Annotated in this window: 19 protein-coding genes and 2 pseudogenes; 11 read left to right on the top strand and 10 right to left on the bottom strand. The window is 68.7% G+C overall.

Annotation, left to right across the window (positions count from 1 at the left end; translation table 11 throughout):
* Nucleotides 1-152 precede the first annotated feature (152 nt).
* Nucleotides 153-626 carry a carboxymuconolactone decarboxylase family protein gene (locus tag ADL25_RS31250; protein WP_059131243.1) on the bottom strand — a complete coding sequence of 158 codons (474 nt, stop codon included), beginning with the start codon at nucleotides 624-626 and terminating at the stop codon, nucleotides 153-155.
* Between the two features lie 347 nt (nucleotides 627-973).
* Nucleotides 974-1,573, bottom strand: a complete 600-nt coding sequence (locus ADL25_RS31245; protein ID WP_059131242.1) for a cation transporter — start codon at nucleotides 1,571-1,573, stop codon at nucleotides 974-976.
* A 141-nt stretch (nucleotides 1,574-1,714) separates the two neighbouring features.
* On the opposite strand from ADL25_RS31245, the pseudogene ADL25_RS52295 reads away from it, so the two are divergent.
* Nucleotides 1,715-2,098 (top strand): annotated as a pseudogene (locus ADL25_RS52295) (SUKH-3 domain-containing protein); the annotation flags it as partial.
* A 130-nt stretch (nucleotides 2,099-2,228) separates the two neighbouring features.
* Here ADL25_RS52295 and ADL25_RS31240 read toward each other — a convergent pair.
* From ADL25_RS31240 to ADL25_RS31225, 5 genes and pseudogenes are all read right to left on the bottom strand, one after another.
* On the bottom strand, nucleotides 2,229-2,594 hold the full coding sequence (locus ADL25_RS31240) for a hypothetical protein (protein ID WP_059131241.1): 366 nt from the start codon (nucleotides 2,592-2,594) through the stop codon (nucleotides 2,229-2,231).
* 454 nt (nucleotides 2,595-3,048) lie between these two features.
* A complete protein-coding gene (locus tag ADL25_RS31235; protein ID WP_234381107.1) occupies nucleotides 3,049-3,819 on the bottom strand; it encodes a C45 family peptidase in 771 nt (256 codons plus the stop codon).
* 399 nt (nucleotides 3,820-4,218) lie between these two features.
* Nucleotides 4,219-4,432, bottom strand: a pseudogene (locus ADL25_RS50840) (IS256 family transposase); the annotation flags it as partial.
* Nucleotides 4,433-4,509: 77 nt separating this feature from the next.
* The gene (locus ADL25_RS31230) at nucleotides 4,510-5,106 is read right to left on the bottom strand and encodes a hypothetical protein (RefSeq protein ID WP_059131240.1); all 597 of its coding nucleotides are present in this window, start codon (nucleotides 5,104-5,106) and stop codon (nucleotides 4,510-4,512) included.
* A gap of 195 nt (nucleotides 5,107-5,301) precedes the next feature.
* Nucleotides 5,302-6,054, bottom strand: coding sequence for an alpha/beta fold hydrolase (locus tag ADL25_RS31225; protein ID WP_059131239.1), 753 nt, complete (start codon nucleotides 6,052-6,054; stop codon nucleotides 5,302-5,304).
* A 595-nt stretch (nucleotides 6,055-6,649) separates the two neighbouring features.
* Here ADL25_RS31225 and ADL25_RS31220 point away from each other — a divergent pair.
* Nucleotides 6,650-6,904 (top strand): hypothetical protein, encoded by a 255-nt coding sequence (locus ADL25_RS31220; RefSeq protein WP_059131238.1) that lies wholly within the window; start codon nucleotides 6,650-6,652, stop codon nucleotides 6,902-6,904.
* A complete protein-coding gene (locus ADL25_RS31215; RefSeq protein ID WP_059131237.1) occupies nucleotides 6,901-7,278 on the top strand; it encodes a hypothetical protein in 378 nt (125 codons plus the stop codon). The genes ADL25_RS31220 and ADL25_RS31215 overlap by 4 nt, the downstream gene beginning before the upstream one ends.
* A gap of 203 nt (nucleotides 7,279-7,481) precedes the next feature.
* On the opposite strand, the gene ADL25_RS31210 is transcribed toward ADL25_RS31215, so the two are convergent.
* Nucleotides 7,482-9,911: a Pls/PosA family non-ribosomal peptide synthetase gene (locus ADL25_RS31210; RefSeq protein WP_059131236.1), complete on the bottom strand. Its 2,430-nt coding sequence runs from the start codon at nucleotides 9,909-9,911 to the stop codon at nucleotides 7,482-7,484.
* Between the two features lie 497 nt (nucleotides 9,912-10,408).
* A complete protein-coding gene (locus ADL25_RS50835) occupies nucleotides 10,409-10,762 on the bottom strand; it encodes a hypothetical protein (protein ID WP_234381106.1) in 354 nt (117 codons plus the stop codon).
* Between the two features lie 494 nt (nucleotides 10,763-11,256).
* Here ADL25_RS50835 and ADL25_RS31200 point away from each other — a divergent pair, with 494 nt between their 5' ends.
* The 3 genes from ADL25_RS31200 to phoU all read left to right on the top strand — a co-directional run bounded on the left by ADL25_RS31200 (nucleotide 11,257) and on the right by phoU (nucleotide 13,554).
* Nucleotides 11,257-11,823 carry a DUF2243 domain-containing protein gene (locus ADL25_RS31200; protein WP_059131234.1) on the top strand — a complete coding sequence of 189 codons (567 nt, stop codon included), beginning with the start codon at nucleotides 11,257-11,259 and terminating at the stop codon, nucleotides 11,821-11,823.
* Nucleotides 11,823-12,656: a cytochrome c oxidase assembly protein gene (locus ADL25_RS31195; protein ID WP_059131233.1), complete on the top strand. Its 834-nt coding sequence runs from the start codon at nucleotides 11,823-11,825 to the stop codon at nucleotides 12,654-12,656. Before ADL25_RS31200 ends, ADL25_RS31195 begins: the two co-directional genes overlap by 1 nt.
* A gap of 229 nt (nucleotides 12,657-12,885) precedes the next feature.
* On the top strand, nucleotides 12,886-13,554 hold the full coding sequence (gene phoU, locus ADL25_RS31190) for a phosphate signaling complex protein PhoU (protein WP_059131273.1): 669 nt from the start codon (nucleotides 12,886-12,888) through the stop codon (nucleotides 13,552-13,554).
* 248 nt (nucleotides 13,555-13,802) lie between these two features.
* Here the strand turns inward: phoU and ADL25_RS31185 are convergent, their stop codons facing one another.
* Complete coding sequence (locus ADL25_RS31185; RefSeq protein WP_059131232.1) at nucleotides 13,803-14,693, bottom strand: helix-turn-helix transcriptional regulator; 891 nt, start codon at nucleotides 14,691-14,693, stop codon at nucleotides 13,803-13,805.
* A 216-nt stretch (nucleotides 14,694-14,909) separates the two neighbouring features.
* Between ADL25_RS31185 and ADL25_RS31180 the strand changes: the two genes are divergently transcribed.
* The 5 genes from ADL25_RS31180 to ADL25_RS49250 all read left to right on the top strand — a co-directional run.
* Nucleotides 14,910-15,887: an aldo/keto reductase gene (locus ADL25_RS31180; RefSeq protein ID WP_059131231.1), complete on the top strand. Its 978-nt coding sequence runs from the start codon at nucleotides 14,910-14,912 to the stop codon at nucleotides 15,885-15,887.
* Nucleotides 15,888-15,949: 62 nt separating this feature from the next.
* Complete coding sequence (locus ADL25_RS31175) at nucleotides 15,950-16,417, top strand: alcohol dehydrogenase catalytic domain-containing protein (protein ID WP_059131230.1); 468 nt, start codon at nucleotides 15,950-15,952, stop codon at nucleotides 16,415-16,417.
* 17 nt (nucleotides 16,418-16,434) lie between these two features.
* Complete coding sequence (locus tag ADL25_RS31170) at nucleotides 16,435-17,286, top strand: aldo/keto reductase (RefSeq protein WP_059131229.1); 852 nt, start codon at nucleotides 16,435-16,437, stop codon at nucleotides 17,284-17,286.
* A gap of 218 nt (nucleotides 17,287-17,504) precedes the next feature.
* Nucleotides 17,505-17,828, top strand: a complete 324-nt coding sequence (locus ADL25_RS31165) for an ANTAR domain-containing protein (protein WP_079050688.1) — start codon at nucleotides 17,505-17,507, stop codon at nucleotides 17,826-17,828.
* A 250-nt stretch (nucleotides 17,829-18,078) separates the two neighbouring features.
* Nucleotides 18,079-18,181: VOC family protein (locus tag ADL25_RS49250; RefSeq protein WP_199839233.1), on the top strand; the 103-nt coding region annotated here is incomplete at its 3' end.

The raw sequence follows: 18,181 nt of genomic DNA, 5'->3' as shown, positions 1-18,181 counted from the left end.
CCCCCTTCATGTCCTTGCACCCCGGCCGGCCTCGAGCCGGCCGGGGGCGGTCTGCGAAGATCACCCAGTTCGTCGGCGGAACCGGGCAACACCCCCGGGCTCCCGGCCACGGCCCCAACCTCCTCTCGGGCCGGCCAGAGCCTGACGGCGGTTCAGTGAAACTGTCCGGGCTCATAGTCACCGGCCGGCTGCCGGGCGATGATGTTCAGCCGGTTCGCAGTGTTCATGAAGGAGACCAGGACCGCCAGGGCGACGAGCTGCTCCTCGTCGTAGTGCGCGGCCGCACGCGCCCAGACCGCATCGCTGACGCCGCCGGCCCCGTCCGCGACCCGGGTCGCCTGCTCGGCCAGTTCCAGAGCCGCCCGTTCGGCCTCGGTGAAAACCGTCGCCTCCCGCCAAGCCGCCACCAGATGCAGCCGCACCGCGCTCTCACCGGCCACCGTGGCTTCCTTGGTGTGCATGTCGATGCAGACGGCGCAGCCGTTGATCTGACTGACACGCAACGCCACCAGCTCCTGCGTCGCGGCCGGCAACGGCGACTCCTTGAGCGCCCTGCCCGCGGACATCAGATGTTTGAGAGCCTTACCAGCAACCGGGCTGGCGAAGTAATTCACTCGTGCGTCCATCACACGCTCCTCGGCAATCGTCGGTGACTACACCCGAGACGAGACAGCCTGGCTCCCTGTGACACGGCGGCGGCACGCTCACTCGACGGTCTGAGACCAGTTCAGTTCCTCACGACCGCCCAGGCCCCTCGACCCGCAAGGCCTCCCCGGGGTGACTCCGTTCACGAGAACAGTCAGCAACACATGTTCAGCACTTCGACAGGCAGGCACGTCTCGTCGTGTCCGATGTTCACGGGAGATGACAACACCGGGGGTCGCCGATTGCATCGCCTCTTCGCGCCCCAGGCCAGGCGCCCAGAGAACCGCATCGTTGACCGTGAGGCGTGCTGCTCGCCGCTCCAGAGCCGTCAGTGCGCGCCGGCGAAGATTTCCATGACCTCGCGCAGCGCGTAGTAGACCAGCACGTACCCGGCGGCCGCGTCGGCCCACCACAGTCCGGCCAGAGAATTCAGCAGGAGGCCGAGTAGCACGGCGGCCGCCAGCAGGCCATCGACCAGGGTAACCCGGCCCTCGGTCTTCAGCACCGGGTTGTCCAGCGCGGTACCGGTGCGTGCCTTGCCGGCAGCGAGCGCGAACATCACCGCGGCCGTCACCGCAGTCCAGCCGATGCCCAGCGGCGAGTGGTGGGGCCGAAAGCCGGTGGCCAGCACCCAAGTGGACTGCACCAGCAGGTACACCGCCAGGAGCGCGAAGCCGACACCGATCATCTTCAGGCCACGACGCCGGCGGTCCTCGCCGGTACCGGACAGCTCCCAGATCACCACGGTAGAAGCACCGATCTCGATCAGGGAGTCCAAGCCGAATCCCGCCAACGCCACGGACCTCGCCGCGGTCGCGGCAACGGCGAGCACGACGATGCCGATCACATTCCAGCCGAGAGTGGCGTACTCCAGAGCGAAGCCACGACGGACAAGCCTCTGGCGGGTGGCGTCATCAGTGCCGGTCACCGGAAGATCTTCTCAGACCTGCCCCTCGGACCTGCAAGCGTCTCGGGCCGTGCTGTCAATGCTCGGGTTCTGGCTCGCTTTCCGTGAAGCGGTCACACACTGTTCAGTGACGTCGGCCGCTGAGATGATCACTGCTCACCCATGGCTGAGGAGTCGGGGCCCCAGATGAGTAGCTGGTCGCCAGAGGTAGATGAGGTGTTGGAGGCTTCGGGATGGACTCCTGGACGAAAGGTAGACACGGCCCGCTGGCCATCCATGTTCGAAGCAGTCGGCCTCGCCATGCACGACGCTGCGGAAGCCTTCCCGCAAGTGTTCGGTGGTCTGACTGTGAACGTCAGCGGACCGGGGATCAGCTGTGCACGCACGCCGTTCGAGTTGGACCCCGAGCTGACCTGGGGCGAAGATGATCGATTCGCGGAGTGGGGCGAAGCGATCGGACGCCATCTTTACCCCCTCGGCGAGCTGGACCACGGCCGGTTATTCTTGGGCATCGATGAAGCGGGCGTGATCTATCTCGTCGAGACGTGGGTTGCCGGCTTCGGACCGATGCCGCACGCCATGGCGCTCCAGGTGCCGGAAGACCGGCCGGGGGCTCCAGGGGCGGCCGGAGCACTCCCCCGTCCGCCCCGAAGCCCGGTCCACCGCGGCCGGCCGGTCAGGCGCGGTCGGTCAACTCCTCCGCGAACACCTGCGACAGCGGCTGCGGACCCACGTACTGCTGGCAGTTGCACTGTCCGGCCTCGTAGCGCAGCGGCTTTTTGTTCTCGTCCCACGCCGTGGGCACCTCGACGCGTTCGTGGCACCGGCCCTGCTTGTCGTGCTTGGCCAGATGGTGCGTGCACCCGCACACCGGCTCCGGCGGCTGGTGCGCCGCCTCGATGGCCAGGCGTTCCTGCCGGGCCGCCTCCATCAACTGCATCCTGCGCTCATGCCGGTTGCGCAGCGCGGTGCGAATGTTGTCGGCCACCCACGCGAAGCCGCCCGTCCAGAAGATGATGAGGACCCACCAGAACCAGTCCATCACTGCTCCTTCCCCCGTGTCCTGCTGCGGCTTCAGGATAGACGGCCCGCCGAAGAAAGCCCCGGCCCCGCCAGGGACATTGGAGCGGACCTCGGCTCGAGCCGATTGCGTCAGGGGCTGCGGGTGCGGCTCGCCCGAGAGGAGAGGGTTCAGGGTGTGCGGGGGCGGAGAAGCCGTGCGCGTAGACGCCGGCGGATGTCGTCCTCGGCATCACTGACCGGCGGCGGGGGGCGGAGCAATTGTCAAGACCTGTGGATTGGTGACCACGTGGCGAGAGGCGCCTTGTCGGGGTGTATCAGCGGGACGCTCGTCCGACCAGTGGAGCGGTGCCGAGCCCCTGCCGGTCCACCGTGCGGCTGTGGCAGGGTCGGCCGAGGGAGGGCCTGTCGGCGGCGACTGAAATCACGTTCTTGCAAGATCTTCGTACAGGGTGAGCAGGAGTTCGGAAAGCCTCTCAGCTGGCCCGGCCCAAGGTCACGGTGCGGGATCCGGGTGCGAAGTCACCGAAGGACTGTTGCCAGGACTCACCGGGCCAGTAGTACGTCACACGGCCCTCGCCGGGCCGGTAGCGGGCCGTGTAGAGCGTTCTCGACCCCTGCTCGTCGACGGATCGATACAGCGGCGGCTTCAGCATCGCCGCCACGTCCGCACCCGCGGCGCGAATGGCGCGCAGCCGCTCCTGCGTCCGCAAGGCCCGCTCCTGCTCGTCGGTCACCGGGAGGTGCTGGTGATTGGCGGCGCAGGCATCCGGCGCCACCGTCGGCGGCATATCCGGCCCCACGAACACCGTCACCGCCTTCATGGGATCGACAAGGGTGAGGTTCTGTGGGACGGCGACCGGCAGGAACCGCAGTCTGCCGACCGCCTCATCAACGGTGTCACACGTCTCCAGCAGGTAGCGGACCACGATGAGAATGGCGAAGCCAGGTCCGTAGACGGAACGTCCGCCTAGCGAGACCGCGAGACCGGCGTCGTTCATCCCGTCCAGCAAGACCCACAGCACGTCCTGCATCCCGATCACGGGACGCAGGAAGCAGGAGGAGACGATGGTCCCCTCGCACTGATCGGGCGGCAAGTCATAGTTGCGCAGCAGAGTGCCGTTCTGGCCGATCTGGGTGCAGGACGGGGAGAACGGCCGCAGTGCCGCGTGGGTGAGGAAGGCTTCCGCCTCGGGCCGGTCGAGTTGGCCGGCCAGGCGGTCCAGAACCGGGACCAGTTCCGGCATGTGCGCACGGAACAGCGCCCGAACACGATCCGCGCCCTCCGGATCCTGCCCTCCGCGGTCAGCAGGCCCTCCATCTCCTGCCACAGGGCCAGGGCGTAGGCGGCCCACCGCCCGTCGCCGCCGTCGCCGACCTCGATCGCCTGGAAGGTCTTGTGCTGTTGCCGCACGGCTGCCACTCCCCTGCGAGAATCGGATGAGGTGAGGGCAACCTAGCCAATTGGGCAGGTATTCACCAGGTGGCCGCCATCGGCGACGGCCAGGCGCTGGATCTGATGAAACCGCTGAACGCGAGCGTGGCCCATGCCAAGTAGGCGAACTTGTCCTGCGATGGAGAAGCCGGGAGTCAAGAAGGCCGGCGGCGAGAACAATTGTCGATCGGTGTGGCTCGGTGACGTGTGATCAGGCTGCGACGGTCTCGTCGCGCTCGACCAGGAAGCCGTTCTCGAACTTGGCCCCGGAGCGGACCAGGGCGACGAGGGAGGCGCCGGTGTCCGCGCGCCAGCGCCCCTGGGCGGACTCGACCAGCTTGAATACCATGGCGAGGGCGGCGGCCGGGCTGCCGGCCCCGCGGGGTGACCTTGGTCCGCAGCTTGACCGTGGAGAATGTGGACTCGGCCCTCCAAAGAGCCATCCCCTCCGCTGAGCATGGGCGTACTTTCCCAACGGTGCAACGTCGGTCTATTCGGTGACCTATCGATCACTCGGGAAGGTACGCCCTCTCACGTCCCAACCCGAGGCCGATCCACAGACCTTGAGCATTGCTCGCGGGGGCGCAGGCCGGTCCGGTAGGGCTCTCAGTTCGGCGCCGTACCGGTCCCTGCGTTGATGGATCTCGTCCGGCTGCGACGCGGCCGGCCAGACGATGAGCAGGTAGTCCTCGACGGGTTCGTGGGCGACGCCGTCGGGGGCGGTGTCACGGCCCCGCGCGTGGACCCGGACGCGATACGTGCCCGGTCCCTGCGGAGTCAGCAGGGGCAGTTGAGGGGGATCGCTCATGACGCTAGTGACATACAGCGCGCCGGTGGTGGTTTCCAAGCTGTGGTCGACGATCTCGTCCCATGCGCCGGTGTCCACGCGGATGGGGGGACGCCGGCACACGCGGACCTGGACGTTTACCCAGCCCATGCTGATGCCGGTGCAGATCACGGCCATGCCGGGCTGTGAGCAGACCAGTCCGTTGGACGTGGACAACCCTGTTGGGGCGCGCCGGTGGGAGTCGGTCAGCTCGAACGTATGGAAGTCCACGCGCACCGGGCTCGAGGCCGTGACCGGTTCCGGCTGCGTCATACGGGCCATGCTACGAGGTTGCGCCGGGTGCAGGACAGGGGCCCGGGCCCGGCCAGCCGGTGGCGGCTGGAATCCGCCCTGCCACTGCACGCCGCCCGTGACCCCGGACCGGCGCAGCACCACCCGGCACCAGATGTCGGGCCGACGACGATCCCGCCCGCACGGCGCCGGCCGGGCGGGCGGGTCTGGCGGGTGTCAGTGGGCGAGGGACTGGGCGGCCTGCTCGATCAGGCGGGCGACCGCGTCGGGCTGGGAGACCGCGACCGCGTGGGAGGCCTTCACCTCGACGGTGTGCGCGTGGGCGCGCTGGGCCATGAACTGCTGGGCGGCCGGCGGGATGTTGTAGTCCTCGGTGGCGATCAGGCTGAAGGAGGGGATGCTCTTCCAGGCGGCCGCGCTCGCCTTCTCCTCCAGCGCCGAGGCGGCCACCGGGCGCTGGGTGGCGGCCATCAGGGCGGTGACCGGCTCGGGCACGTCGGCGGCGAACTGGTCGTGGAACTTGGCGGGTTCGATGTACAGGTCGGTGCCGGTACCGCCGCCGGGAAGCGGGAAGGGGACGGGAGTGAGGGCGGCACCCAGGGTGCTGCCGGGGAACCTGCCGGACAGCTCCAGCGCGCTCTCACCCTCGTCGGGAGTGAAGGCCGCGATGTAGACGAGCGCCTTCACCTGCGCATTACCCACCGCGGCTTCACTGATCACGGCGCCACCGTAGGAGTGGCCGGCGAGCACCACCGGCCCCTGCACACCCTCCAGCACACTCGCGACGTAGGCGGCGTCATCGGCCAGACCACGCAGCGGGTTGGCGGCGGCGACAACCGGATATCCCGCGCGCTGCAGACGCTCCACGACACCGTTCCAGCTGGAGGAGTCCGCGAACGCGCCGTGCACCAGCACGATCGTCGGAAGCACCGGGGCACCGGCCGAATGGTTCACGGGCTTGAGGTTCATGACAGGACACTCTCCTTCACATCACGGGCACGCCGCGGACGGCGCAGTTAGGGCACTGCCTGCTCCCCTGGCCTGCCGGCCCGGGGCGACACGGAGAAACCTAGTACACGTTTATCTTGTGCGCAATCTAATCGCGTGAGAGTTCCTGGAGTGGGTGCGGGCCGGGGTCGGGTGTCGCACCACGGGGGTCCGGTCGTCGTGACGGCCGACGGCAGGCCTGGACGGCCACATGAGTCAGGCCTGAACGGCTGCACGAGTGGAGCATGAACGGCCACGCGAGTGAGGTCGGGGTCGCGTCGGCGGGAGGGGGTGCGGCGCCGAGCCCTCCCGGTCCGGTGGCGCCGGCACGCCGCCGACGGGGTACGGGTTCGTCGCCTAGGGTCCGAGCCCGCCTCCGCCGGCTGCACCCCACCGGCGTGCGCGATCCCGGGAATCCGGCGACGGCGTTCCGAAGGCAGACGGCCAGGGCGCGGGAGACAAGCAACCAGCCCGACTCCCCAGCGAGCCGTGGATGCTCCGCCACAGGGACGGTTCCCCGATCTGATGGTTCGACAGGCACACCCGATGCTGATTCTACCGGTGGTAGAATCCCGGTATGAGCAAGCCGACCAGCATCAAGACCACGGAGGCCGTACGCGACCGACTGCGTGTTCTCGCAGCGGAACGCGGTACGACGATCACGGAATTGCTGGAGCATCTCGCCGCAGGCGAACTCACCGAGGCCGAACGGGCAGAACGCGCCGCTGAAGCCGCACGGGAACTCGGTGTCGACTACACCCCCGAGGTCGAGGACGCAGGCCGGTCGGCCTGGGAGAAGATCCGCGCACACCAGAGCGGCACTGCTGCGTGAGTCCGACAGCCGTCCTGGACCACACCGCCCTGACCGCCCTGTATCGGGCGGACCACTTCTTCACCGGCCTGTACATCGAGGCCTCGCGGGGCACCGGGCACGTCCTCGTCCCGTCCCTGGCCGCCTTGGCCGCCGAGCGCCACCTCCCGGGTTCCGGCGCCCACGCCGCATCGCTCCGCTTCGCCGAACAGGTGCCGTTCACCTCGATCCACGCCCTGGAGGCCACGGCGTGGCCGGACACCCAGTGGCCGGTGGCCCACTGTGCGGCAATCGCCCGGCAGGCCGCGAAAGCAGGTGATCCCGTCACCGTCCTCTCCCTCGATCCCCGGCTGTATGCAGGCACCGGCACTATCGCGCTGAATCCCGCAGAGTAGACACCAGCGAATACAGAAGAGGACAGCCCGTACGGTTGGGTGGTTCGTCATCGCACGCGCGGAATGGGTGCGGTCCTGTTCGCATCTGCTCTGTCGGCCGGGAGCACCGGCCGGGCGTGCCGCACGAGCGCGCAGCGTGCGGGCCCGCACCGGAGGGCCCGCGTGGAGGGGTTGCGGGTTCGTCTGCGGTGGGAGTGGGTGGGTCAGGACGCGGGGACGGGGCAGGAGCGTTCGGTGCTCCTGGTCTCGGTGGCGGGGTTTCCGTACCAGCGGGCGCCGGCTGGGACTTCCTCGCCCTTCATCAGGAACGAGTCGGGCGCCAAGGTGGCGTCCTGACCCACGCTCACCCCGTAGTGCACATGGGCGGCCACGCCGAGGGTGACGCCCGCGTGCAGGGTGCTGTGGTCGGACTTGAACGTGCCGTCCTCCTGCGAGTGGCACTGGATCCTGCTGGCCAAGTTGAGGGTGCAGTCGTCGCCGATCGCGGCCAGCGTGCGGTCAGTGAGATAGCAGCCGTCGTCGAAAACCCGCCGGCCCACCCGGGCCCCCATCAAACGCCAGGCCAGCGGTTTGAAGGGGGTGCCGTTGAAGACGTGGAAGTACTCCACCGGCAGCTTCCACAACCGCTCGTGCAGCCAGAAGTCCCGGTGATAGATCGAGCACAACTGCGGGCGCAGCGGGCGGAAGCGCCCCACCAGGCGTTCCACGAGGATGAGGTAGAAGGCGGTGAACACCACGGTGAGCGCCGTGGACACGGCGACCATCACCGATCCCGCCAGGCCGCGGGCGGCGAGAGTCGCCGTGCCCAGCAGGGTGATGGCGAAGAAGTACAGCCAGCCGGCGCCCAGGAAAAGGCCCATGGTGGCCAGGTTGTAGCGGTTCTTCACCGCCAGATGGCGGGGCAGTTCCTCACTCGACAGGAAGTGGTCGAAGCGGCTGTCGCGCTCCACCGACCGCGGGATCTCGAACGGCGGCGAGCCCAGCAGACCGACCCCCTCGTGGACCGGACCGTCCAGCGGCACCATCACCTTCGTCGCCAGCAGGCAGTTGTCGCCGGTGCGGGCACCGACGGGGAAGGCGATGTTGTTGCCGATGAAGTTGTCCCGGCCGATCCGCGCCTCACCGACACGGAAGGACGTGGAGGAGAAGTCGGCGTTCACCACGGACAGCCCGTCGGCCACCATCGTGCCGGTCCCCACCGCACTGTGGAACGGCGACTCGTGCTCCACCTCGGTACCGAAGTTGGAACCCGTCTGCTGCACCGGGGCAAGCCGGTAGCCGAGCCCCCTGAGGTAGTGCACGATGTAGGAACTGTCACCGAACAGCCGCTTGAAGAACTTGATGTTGGTGGTACGGGCGATCGTCCGGTGCGCCGAATAATGCACCCCGTACAGCGGATACACGGTGTCCGGTTTGACCAGCCGGTTCAACAGACGCGGCACCGTGCACAACGCCGTGGTCCCCAGGACGACGAACCCGAAGAACACCACCGCCGACACCCGCAGCGCATCCGTGTAGAAACCGGCCGTCGTGATACCCGGGCTGGCTGTCGCGGTCGTGCCCACCGTGCGGGCGATCGCCGGGGACGTGGCCAGCAGCATGTAGGAACCGCCCACCGCCAGCGGCACCACCACCAACAACACCTGCGCCAACGTCATCACCGCATACCCGATACGACGCACAGTGCCGCAGCGCGCCGGCGGCACCAACGCCATACCGGAACAGGCCCGCTGCGCCGGGGAACCATGCCAGTACTCACCCCCCGGGACACGCTGCCCGCGGTGCAACGAGGACGCATGACCCAGGCGGGCACCGTCACCCACCGAGGTGTCGATGTCGAAGACAGTCTTCTCACCGACCACGACACCGCTGCCGAACGTGACCGGACCGGTCTGGATACGGCCCCCCTGCGCCCGGTAGCACAGGAAGAACGACTCCTTGCGCAACACCGTGTCATCCCCGACCGTCAACAGATCGGTACACACCGGTATACGGCGCGACAGGATCGTGACACCCCTGCCGATCCGCGCACCCAGCAGCCGCAGATACAGCACATACAGCGGATTACCCACGAAGAAGAACATCGGATTCGCGCGCACCAGCACCCGCACGATCCAGAACCGCACATAGGCAAGCCCCCACAAATCGAACTCGCCGACCTTCCACCGGCCCACCAGGATCCACTTGGCCGCGATCGGGAACACGCACAACGCCACGAACCCGGCCCCACCGAACACCACCGACCGCAGGTAGATGTGTACCAGCCCATCACCCGCCGCCACCCAGTGGTAGCCGCGGGCCGCCACCAGCCCGACGACGAAGACGTAACCGACGAACAGCAGCAACTGCACCGCCCCGCACACCATGTAACGGCACGAACTCACCCGCACCGGCACCTCCACCGGCCCCGGCTCGGGTTCGGGCGCCGACTCCGCGCCGGCGTCGGCCACCGCAGCGGCCAGGCTCCGGATCGTCGGATACTGATAGATGTCCTTGATCGACACCGAGGGCAGGTCCGCGCACTTCCTCACCCGCGCGCAGAACTGCGCCATGACCAGTGAATTCGCGCCCAACTCCTCGAAGAAGTGCCTGTCGACCGCCACCCGGTCCGTCTGCAGGACCCCGGCGAGCACGTCGGCGAACCGGCTCCGGAGAACAGCCGGCGAACCGACATACCCCTTGTCGCCGTTTCCCGATGTATCGGTTGCAGATGCACCGGTGGCAGATGATGTACCGGTGGCAGATGTCGAAATTCCGGCAGGACGCACCATATGACAAGCCCCTCGAGATACTCAGTCGCCGTTACGGCTCCACACGACCACCCCCCGGCGGGCGTTCCGGCCCGGACGGGGAACTGCCAGCTCGACTCCGCCGGGCACCGAGAACACCCCCAGTCTCCGCCATCACCCCCCACACGGCCACCGGGACCCCGTACCGCACCCCCGGAACGCAGGCCTGCCTGGGCCGATCCACCCTCCGGGCCCCCGGGCCGCCACCGGCCCGGCCCGGTTACGGGCGGGTGCGGGCGGCACCCGCCCGGGTACGGGACCGGTACCCGGGACGTTGGGCACCCGGCATCCGGCGCCTTCGCCCCGCCTGGCCTGCGGTCCCGGGGCAGGAGCGAGGATGCCTAGGACAGCGTCCGGCCGCCCAGGCCGGCCCGGGGCGCCAACGTCATCGGCCCGATCCAGCCATGGCGGATCACGGGGTTCTGGGACGGCAGCGGCAATACCGGGTCCACGCCCCTGCCCCGTGACCAGCTCTCCAGCAGCCCCACCGTCGTCTCGACCGCGGACACCACCAAGGTCACCTCCAGATCCCCCTCACCCCAGGTGTTCCACAGACCCCAGCCCTCGGACCTGGGCGCGACGCCCAGGCGCGCACACGCCTCCCATAGCTCTTCCCCACCCCCGCCGGCATGACCCGCGGCCCGAATACAGCAGCCCCAACCAGCCAGGTCAAGGACCGGTCCTCCTCCGCGCATCCATCTCCCGGGAAGTGGTAGCTGCGCAGGGCCCGGGCCAGCGCGTTCACACTCGCCTGAAGCGGTGTCGCATCCTCGGGGTCAGCCGGAACGCACACCCAGCCCCCCCGACGCCTCCACACCGACGCGGTGCGCCAGGCACTCGATCTCTCGCAGACAGTCCCCCACGCCGACCTCAGGCGCAGTCACGGCCCGAAATGTCGCAGCACGGCACCCGACACCGGCTATCGGCAAGAGGGGGCCACAGGTGCGATCGGTCCGCCGGGGGCCCTCCTCAGCTCTCGTTCGTACCGTGTCACGCTCCGCCGGGCCGCCCGGGAAACCACGCCCCGGTGTGGGCGGCGACGGCGGACGGAAGGGGACGGGAGGGAGGTGATGGTGCGCGGATGGGCGAGATGGCTGAAGCCCCGCACGCAGAGTGAGTGAGGAGGGAAGTGCGGGAATCCCTAACCGGAAGTTTCTTATGCCCACTGTCGACGGAATGGAGCCCTGGGATGGCCACCACAGCGGGCCCGGCCTGGGCACTTCCGGCGGCACCGAGCAGTCTGCAATTGCCCGGGATCGTCCTTGGCGTGGGCCTCGGCGGGTTCGTCGACGGCATCCTGCTGCACCAGCTCCTGCAGTGGCACCACATGCTCTCCAGCACCAACCACGACCGCATCGGGGTGAAGTACTACAACCCCCACACCGTCTCGGGGCTGGAGATGAACACGGTGTGGGACGGCATCTTCCACGCCGTGTGCTGGATCGCCGTCCTGCTGGGCCTGGCCCTGCTGTATGCACGGGTCACCCACAACCGGCGGGCCGTGTGGACCTCGCGGGTCCTGTGGGGCTGGATGCTGGTCGGCTGGGGCCTGTTCAACCTGGTCGAGGGCATCCTGGACCATCAGATCCTGGGCATCCACCACGTCCACGGCGGCCCCTACCAGGCATGGTGGGACGCGGGCTTCCTCGTCCTGGGCGGGCTGTTCCTGATCGGCGGCTACCTGCTCCAGCGCAGCGGTCGGCCCTTCGACCCCGAGACCGGCCGCGGCGCCGCGGCGCCCGAAGACCGCGCCTGATGGGCGCCATGCACCACCACAACGGCGGAACGAGCCTGCCGGGGACGTCGCTGACCGCGCTGCTGCTGTTCTCCCTGGCCGGCGGCACCTACCTGCTTGCTGCACGACAGGCTCAGCGCCGCAACCGGGCACGGGGCTGGAGTACCTGGCGGACGACATCGTTCCTCGCAGGGCTGTGCCTGCTCGCCGTCGGGCTGCTGCCACCGCTGGGATCCGCCGCGCACACCGACTTCCGCGGGCACATGGCCCAGCACATGCTCATCGGCATGTACGCCCCGCTGGCTCTGGTTCTTGCCGCGCCGGTCACGCTCCTGCTGCGCACGCTGCCGGCCTCCACGGCCCGCCAGGTGACGGCGGTCCTGCACAGCCGACCGGCCCAGGTGGCAACGCACCCTGCGACGGCGCTGGCGCTGAGTACCGGCTCTCTGGGCGTGCTGTACTTCACCCCGCTTTACAACACCGCCTCCAGCCACCCGATGGGGCACTGGCTCATGCACGCGCACTTCCTGGCCTCCGGCTGCCTGTTCGCCCACGTCATCGCCAGTCCTGATCCGGCGCCCGCTCGGCCGGGTGTGCGAGCCCGGCTCGTATACCTGGGCGTGGCGATCGCTGCGCACGCCCTGATCGCCCAAGCCATGTACGGCGGATTCTTCGTCGACATCCGCGCCCCCATCGACCAGGTGCAGCAGGCCGCGGAGATCATGTACTACGGCGGGGACATCGCCGAACTCCTGCTGGCCGGCGCGCTGGTGGCGACCTGGCGGCCCGAGCGCCGCACCAAGGCCGTCACGATGCCCCCGGCCCCGGGAGCAGGCGCACCGGCACCGCGGTAGGCCAAGGCGGCCGCCAAGCCCTGCACGTGCCCCCGTCGCGGCCGACGCTCGACTGCTGTCCGAGCCGTCCGAGGACGGCCAACCACGGACAGCCGACAACGCTCCACACCGACTCCTGCCGGGACGACCGACCTGCCGGAACCGGGCAGAAACCGAGCAGCTCCTGCATGATGTGTTCGAATATGGCAGGGGCCGGCGGCGGCCCTGCACGACGGAGGGTGGGGACATGATGCGGAAGGCCTATCAGGAGGAACTGGCCGCGATCGGTGATCGTCTGGTGGAGATGGCGAACCTGGTCGGCTCGGCCATCGGCCGGGCCACGACCGCTCTTTTGGATGCCGATCTGGAGCTTGCCGAGAGCGTGATAGCGGCCGACAACAAGGTCGATGACCTCCAGCGTGACCTGGAGAACCAGGCGATCGCGGTGCTGGCGCGGCAGCAGCCGGTCGCCACGGACCTGCGCATCGTGGTCACGTCGCTGCGTATGAGCGCGGACCTGGAGCGCTGTGGTGATCTGGCCGAGCATGTGGCCAAGCTGGCCCGGATGCGCTATCCCGAGCAGGCGGTGCCGCGGGATCTGCGCCGCACGATTTTGGAGATGGGCCAGCTCGCGCAGCGCCTGATGGCGCAGGCGGCCGAGGTGGTAATCACCCAGGATGTCGATGCGGCACTTCAGGTGGAGAAGGACGACGACCGCATGGACGAACTGCACCGCATGATCTTCCAGCACCTCATGGACGACCGGTGGCAGCACGGCGTGGAAACCGCCGTCGACGTCACGCTCGTCGGCCGCTACTACGAACGGTTCGCCGACCATGCGGTGTCCGTCGCCCGGCGCGTGGTCTACCTGGTGACGGGCGAACACGCGGACGAACTGATCACGCAAGCGCCCGCCTGACCTTCGTCAGCCCCGGCACGGGCACCCGCTCATCAGACTCACCTCGGTCGCGCGGCGCGCAGACGGGTGCCGTCGGCGCAGCTACGCGGCCTGATCCCGTTCGGCGGGCCTGGGTGGGGAGCCGGGCACCGGGTGCATTCACGGATTGCCTGCGCGCGGCAGGCCTGCCGCGTCCGCGCCCCTACCCGCTCCCACCTCGCGCGCTCTGCGTGGCGGCCGGACGACGGCATCGGGGCAGCGAGCGGGGGTCAGCTCGGTTGGTGTGCTGTGTTTTGCGTCGTGGCGGGGGCGGTCATGTCGAGCAGGAGCAGGGCGTCGTGGTCGGGGGTGCCGGGTTCGGCGGTGTAGACGCCGATGCGCTGGCCGGGGGTGCCTTCCACGTGCAGTGACTGCGAGGTGAGGGTGACCGTGCCGACCTGGGGGTGCTGAAACGTCTTGTGCGCGGGCTTGCGTCCGGTTACTTCGTAGCGTTCCCACAGGCCCGCGAAGTCGGGGCTCTTCAGGAGGAGTTCGCCGACGAGGTTGGTGAGGTCGGGAGCGTCCGGGGCGGTACCGGCGATGGCGCGTAGGCGGGCAACGCATGCGGTGATCTGCCGGTCCCAGTCGGTGAAGAGCTGACGGGCGGCGGGGTGGAGGAAGAGGTAGCGGGCGAGGTTGCGCTGTACGACGGGCCAGTCGTCCAGGCCCGCATAAAGGGCGAGGCCGCCGGGGTTCCAGGCGAGCATGTCCATGCTACGGCTGATGACGTAGGCCGGGTTCGGGCGGAGCGATTCGAGCAGCAGTTTGAGGTGGGGGCGCACGGTGCGGCTCGGGACGGGTGGCGGTTCGGGCGTGTAGCGGGCGGCCCGGGCGGCGAGTTCGCGCAGGTGCTGGTGTTCCTGGTCGTCCATGCGCAGGGCGCGGGCGAGGGAGTCGAGGACGGCGGGGCTGGGGCGGGTCTCCTTGCCGCGTTCCAGGCGCACGTAGTAGTCGATGCTGATGCCGGCGAGGGTGGCCAGCTCCTCGCGGCGCAGACCCGGGGTGCGGCGGATGCCGGCGCCGACGGTGAGGCCGACATGCTCGGGACTGGTCTGGGTGCGGCGGGCGCGCAGAAAGCGGCCCAGCTCGGCGCCCTCGCTGTTCGCACTCTGGGATGCCATGTCTTCCAGTCTCACCCGTTGTACGCCGCTGCGCGGGGCGGAGGGGGCCCTGTCATTACCCCTGAAGAGCCCGCCCTGCCTCGCCGGCGCGGTCCGGGTGAAGCTGAATGAGCAAGATGCCGGTACCCCGGCCGCCGCCAGAGCCAGAGCGGGCACGATCTGTCTGGTCGGGCGGGAGCGAGGGTGCCGGGTACGCCACGAACCGCAGAGGGCGAAATGCGCTACATCAAGCTGCGTGACCTGGAGGTTTCTCGGATCGGTCTCGGTGCGATGGGCATGTCCCATGGGTACACCGGCTCCGGTACCGACGAGGCGGAGTCGATCAAAACCGTGCACCGGGCGCTGGAGCTGGGCGTCACGCTCATCGACACCGCCGAGATCTACGGCCCCTACACCAACGAGGAACTGCTTGGCCGGGCCCTGAAGGGACGCCGGGACCAGGTGGTGGTGGCCACGAAGTTCGGCCTGGTCTCTCACGCCGGTGAGGGCGCGTGGAACCTGGACTCCAGCCCGGCCAACCTCCGCACTGCCGTCGAGGGCTCCCTGAAGCGGCTGGGCACCGACCACATCGACCTGTACTACCAGCACCGGGTGGATCCGAACACGCCGATCGAGGAGACGGCCGGCGCCGTGGCCGAGCTGATCTCCGAGGGCAAGGTGCGCGCCTTCGGTCTCTCCGAGGCCGGCCCGGACACGATTCGCCGCGCCCACGCCGTCCAGCCGGTCACCGCGGTGCAGTCGGAGTATTCGCTGTGGACGCGCGGGATCGAGGAGCGCATCCTGCCTGTCCTTCGGGAGCTGAACATCGGCCTGGTGCCGTTCTCCCCGCTCGGACGCGGGTTCTTGACCGGCACGGTCCGATCCACCGACCAGTTCGACGCATCCGACTTCCGGCGTGACAACCCGCGCTTTTCCGCCGAGAACTTCCAGCGCAACCTGGCGCTCGCCGACGAGGTGCAGGCCCTGGCCTCCCAGGTCGGTGCCACATCCGCGCAGGTGGCCCTGGCCTGGCTGCTGGCCCAGGGCGACGACATCGCCCCGATTCCCGGCACCAAGCGGGTCAGCCGCGTGGAGGAGAACACCGCCGCCGATGCGATCACGCTGACCAGCGAACAGATCAACACGTTGAGCAGCCTGCCGCCCGCCGCAGGAAACACCCACACCGAGGCGCAGGCACAGATGCTCGAACGCTGATACTTCCCTGCCGCACCGCCGCCCGGTGCGGTGCCGTCCCCTCGTTTGGAGTACCCCCTTTCATGCGTGCAGCGGTGATGTACGGAGCCGGAGACGTCCGCGTCGAGGACCGGCTCGACCCGAAAATCGTGCAGCCCACCGACGCCGTGGTGCGCACGGTGGCTGCCTGCGTGTGTGGCAGTGACCTGTGGCCGTACCAGTCGATGCCCGCGGCCGACACCGGTCGTCCCATGGGCCACGAGTTCCTCGGCGTCGTCGAGGAAGCCGGTGCGGACGTGACCGGCCTGACGGCGGGCGACCTGGTCGTCGCGCCGTTCACCTACAGCGACAACACCTGCGACCGCAACATCACCCTGACCGGGGGCGCCAGCCCCGCCCGCGCCTACATCGAGCAGCTGCTGCCCGATGTCCTGGACGGCACGATCACTCCCGGCCGCGTCTTCGACCAGGAATTCACCCTCGACCGGACGCCGGTCGCCTACCGGGCCATGGCCGACCGGCACGTCCTCAAGGCCCTCATACGCCCCTAGAACAAGGATCACCGCTCATGCAGTGCGTCACCCTCAACAACGGCATCGAGATGCCGCTGCTCGGCTTCGGTGTGTACCAGATTCCCGCCAAGGACACCGAGCGCGCCGCCTCCGACGCGCTGGCCGCCGGCTACCGCCTGCTGGACACCGCCGCCGCCTACGGCAACGAAGAAGCTGTCGGCCGCGCCATCAAGTCCAGCGGCGTCGCCCGCAAGGACCTGTTCATCACCACCAAGCTGTGGGTCCAGGACACCCCGGCCGAGGACAACACCCGGCGTGCCTTCGAGACCTCGCTGAACAAGATGGGCTCGGCCTACCTCGACCTGTACCTGATGCACCAGCCCTACGGCGACGTATACGGCCAGTGGCGCGCCATGGAAGACCTCAACCGCGAAGGCAGCGCCAAAGCGATCGGCGTCGCCAACTTCTACCCGGACCGGCTGATCGACCTGATCGTCAACAACGACATCGTGCCCGCGGTCAACCAGATCGAGACCCACCCGTTCTTCCAGCGCGCCGACTACCACGAACTGATGCGCGAGCACGGCGTGCAGATCCAGTCCTGGGGCGGCTTCGCCGAGGGCAGGAACGACCTGTTCACCAACCCGCTGCTGGCCGAGATCGGCAAGGAGTACGGCAAGTCCGTCGCGCAGGTCGTACTGCGCTGGCTCACCCAGCGCGGCGTCATCGCCATCCCCAAGTCCGTCCGGCCCGAGCGCATGGCGGAGAACATCGACATCTTCGACTTCCAGCTCACCGACGAGCACATGGCCCAGATCGCCACTCTCGACACGGGCGGTTCCCTGTTCTTCGACCACCATGACCCCGAGATCGTCGCCTGGCTCGCCGCGCGACGCCTGGACGCCTGAACCGCACCAACGACAGGGCGAGCGGCAGGCCGACCGACGGCCGCCGCCCGCCCCTCTGAGGGCGCTGTCACCGATCGGCTGCTCCCCGCGGCATGGGTGGTGTCGCTGTTGCCCCCTGGTGCCCTTCAATGTGAAGGTAAGAAGGGAGCGGGCGTAACTGGCCCAAGACAGGACAGACGTACCAGAAATGCGGACGCCCCCTTTCCTTCGGAGGCAACGTGCAGAGCCACTCGCACAAGTTTGCTGCCGCAGTTCAGGAGCCGCAAAGCCCTGCCTGCGAGATCCAGCAACTACAGACCAAGGTCGCCCAGCTTGAGCGCGCTGTGCATTCCCACGCCGTGATCGACCAGGCGATCGGTGTCGTGGTCGCCGCGGAACGTCTGACCCCCGCCGAGGCCTGGGACCTGCTCCGCGAGACGTCCATGTGCACGAACACCAAACTGCGGCACGTGGCCGAACTGGTCATCACTTTGGGTGTCACCGGCAACCTCACGGCAGACATCCGCGAGCAACTGGCCCGCAGGCTGAGCGGCGACCTCTGATCTCATACCGTCCGGCCCGGTTCTTCGAGCCCCCGGGCTGCTACGGCGTCCCTCCTGAAGCCCCCCGGATACGACCGGAAGCAGGACCCGACCTGGGCATGTGTGGACGGCACGATATCCGGGCTCCGGGTCCGGGCCGGCTCCTCGGGTGCCGAACGTGTCGGAGCGCGTTGCGTGGCCCGAGCCGTTGTCAGTGGCCGCGGCTAGTGTGCGGCGCAACTGACCGCATGCCCCACAACCGGGAGGAATCATGGCCTCACGCCTCAACCCGTACCTGATGTTCGCCGGCGACGCCCGGCAGGCCCTTCAGTTCTACAAGGAGGTCTTCGGCGGCACCCTGGTGCTCAGCACCT

It is taken from the genome of Streptomyces sp. NRRL F-5122 (genome assembly GCF_001507435.1).
GTDB classification, from domain to species: domain Bacteria; phylum Actinomycetota; class Actinomycetes; order Streptomycetales; family Streptomycetaceae; genus Streptomyces; species Streptomyces lannensis.
Note: the sequence above shows the minus strand (reverse complement) of the source record. Positions and strands in the feature narration are given on the sequence as shown.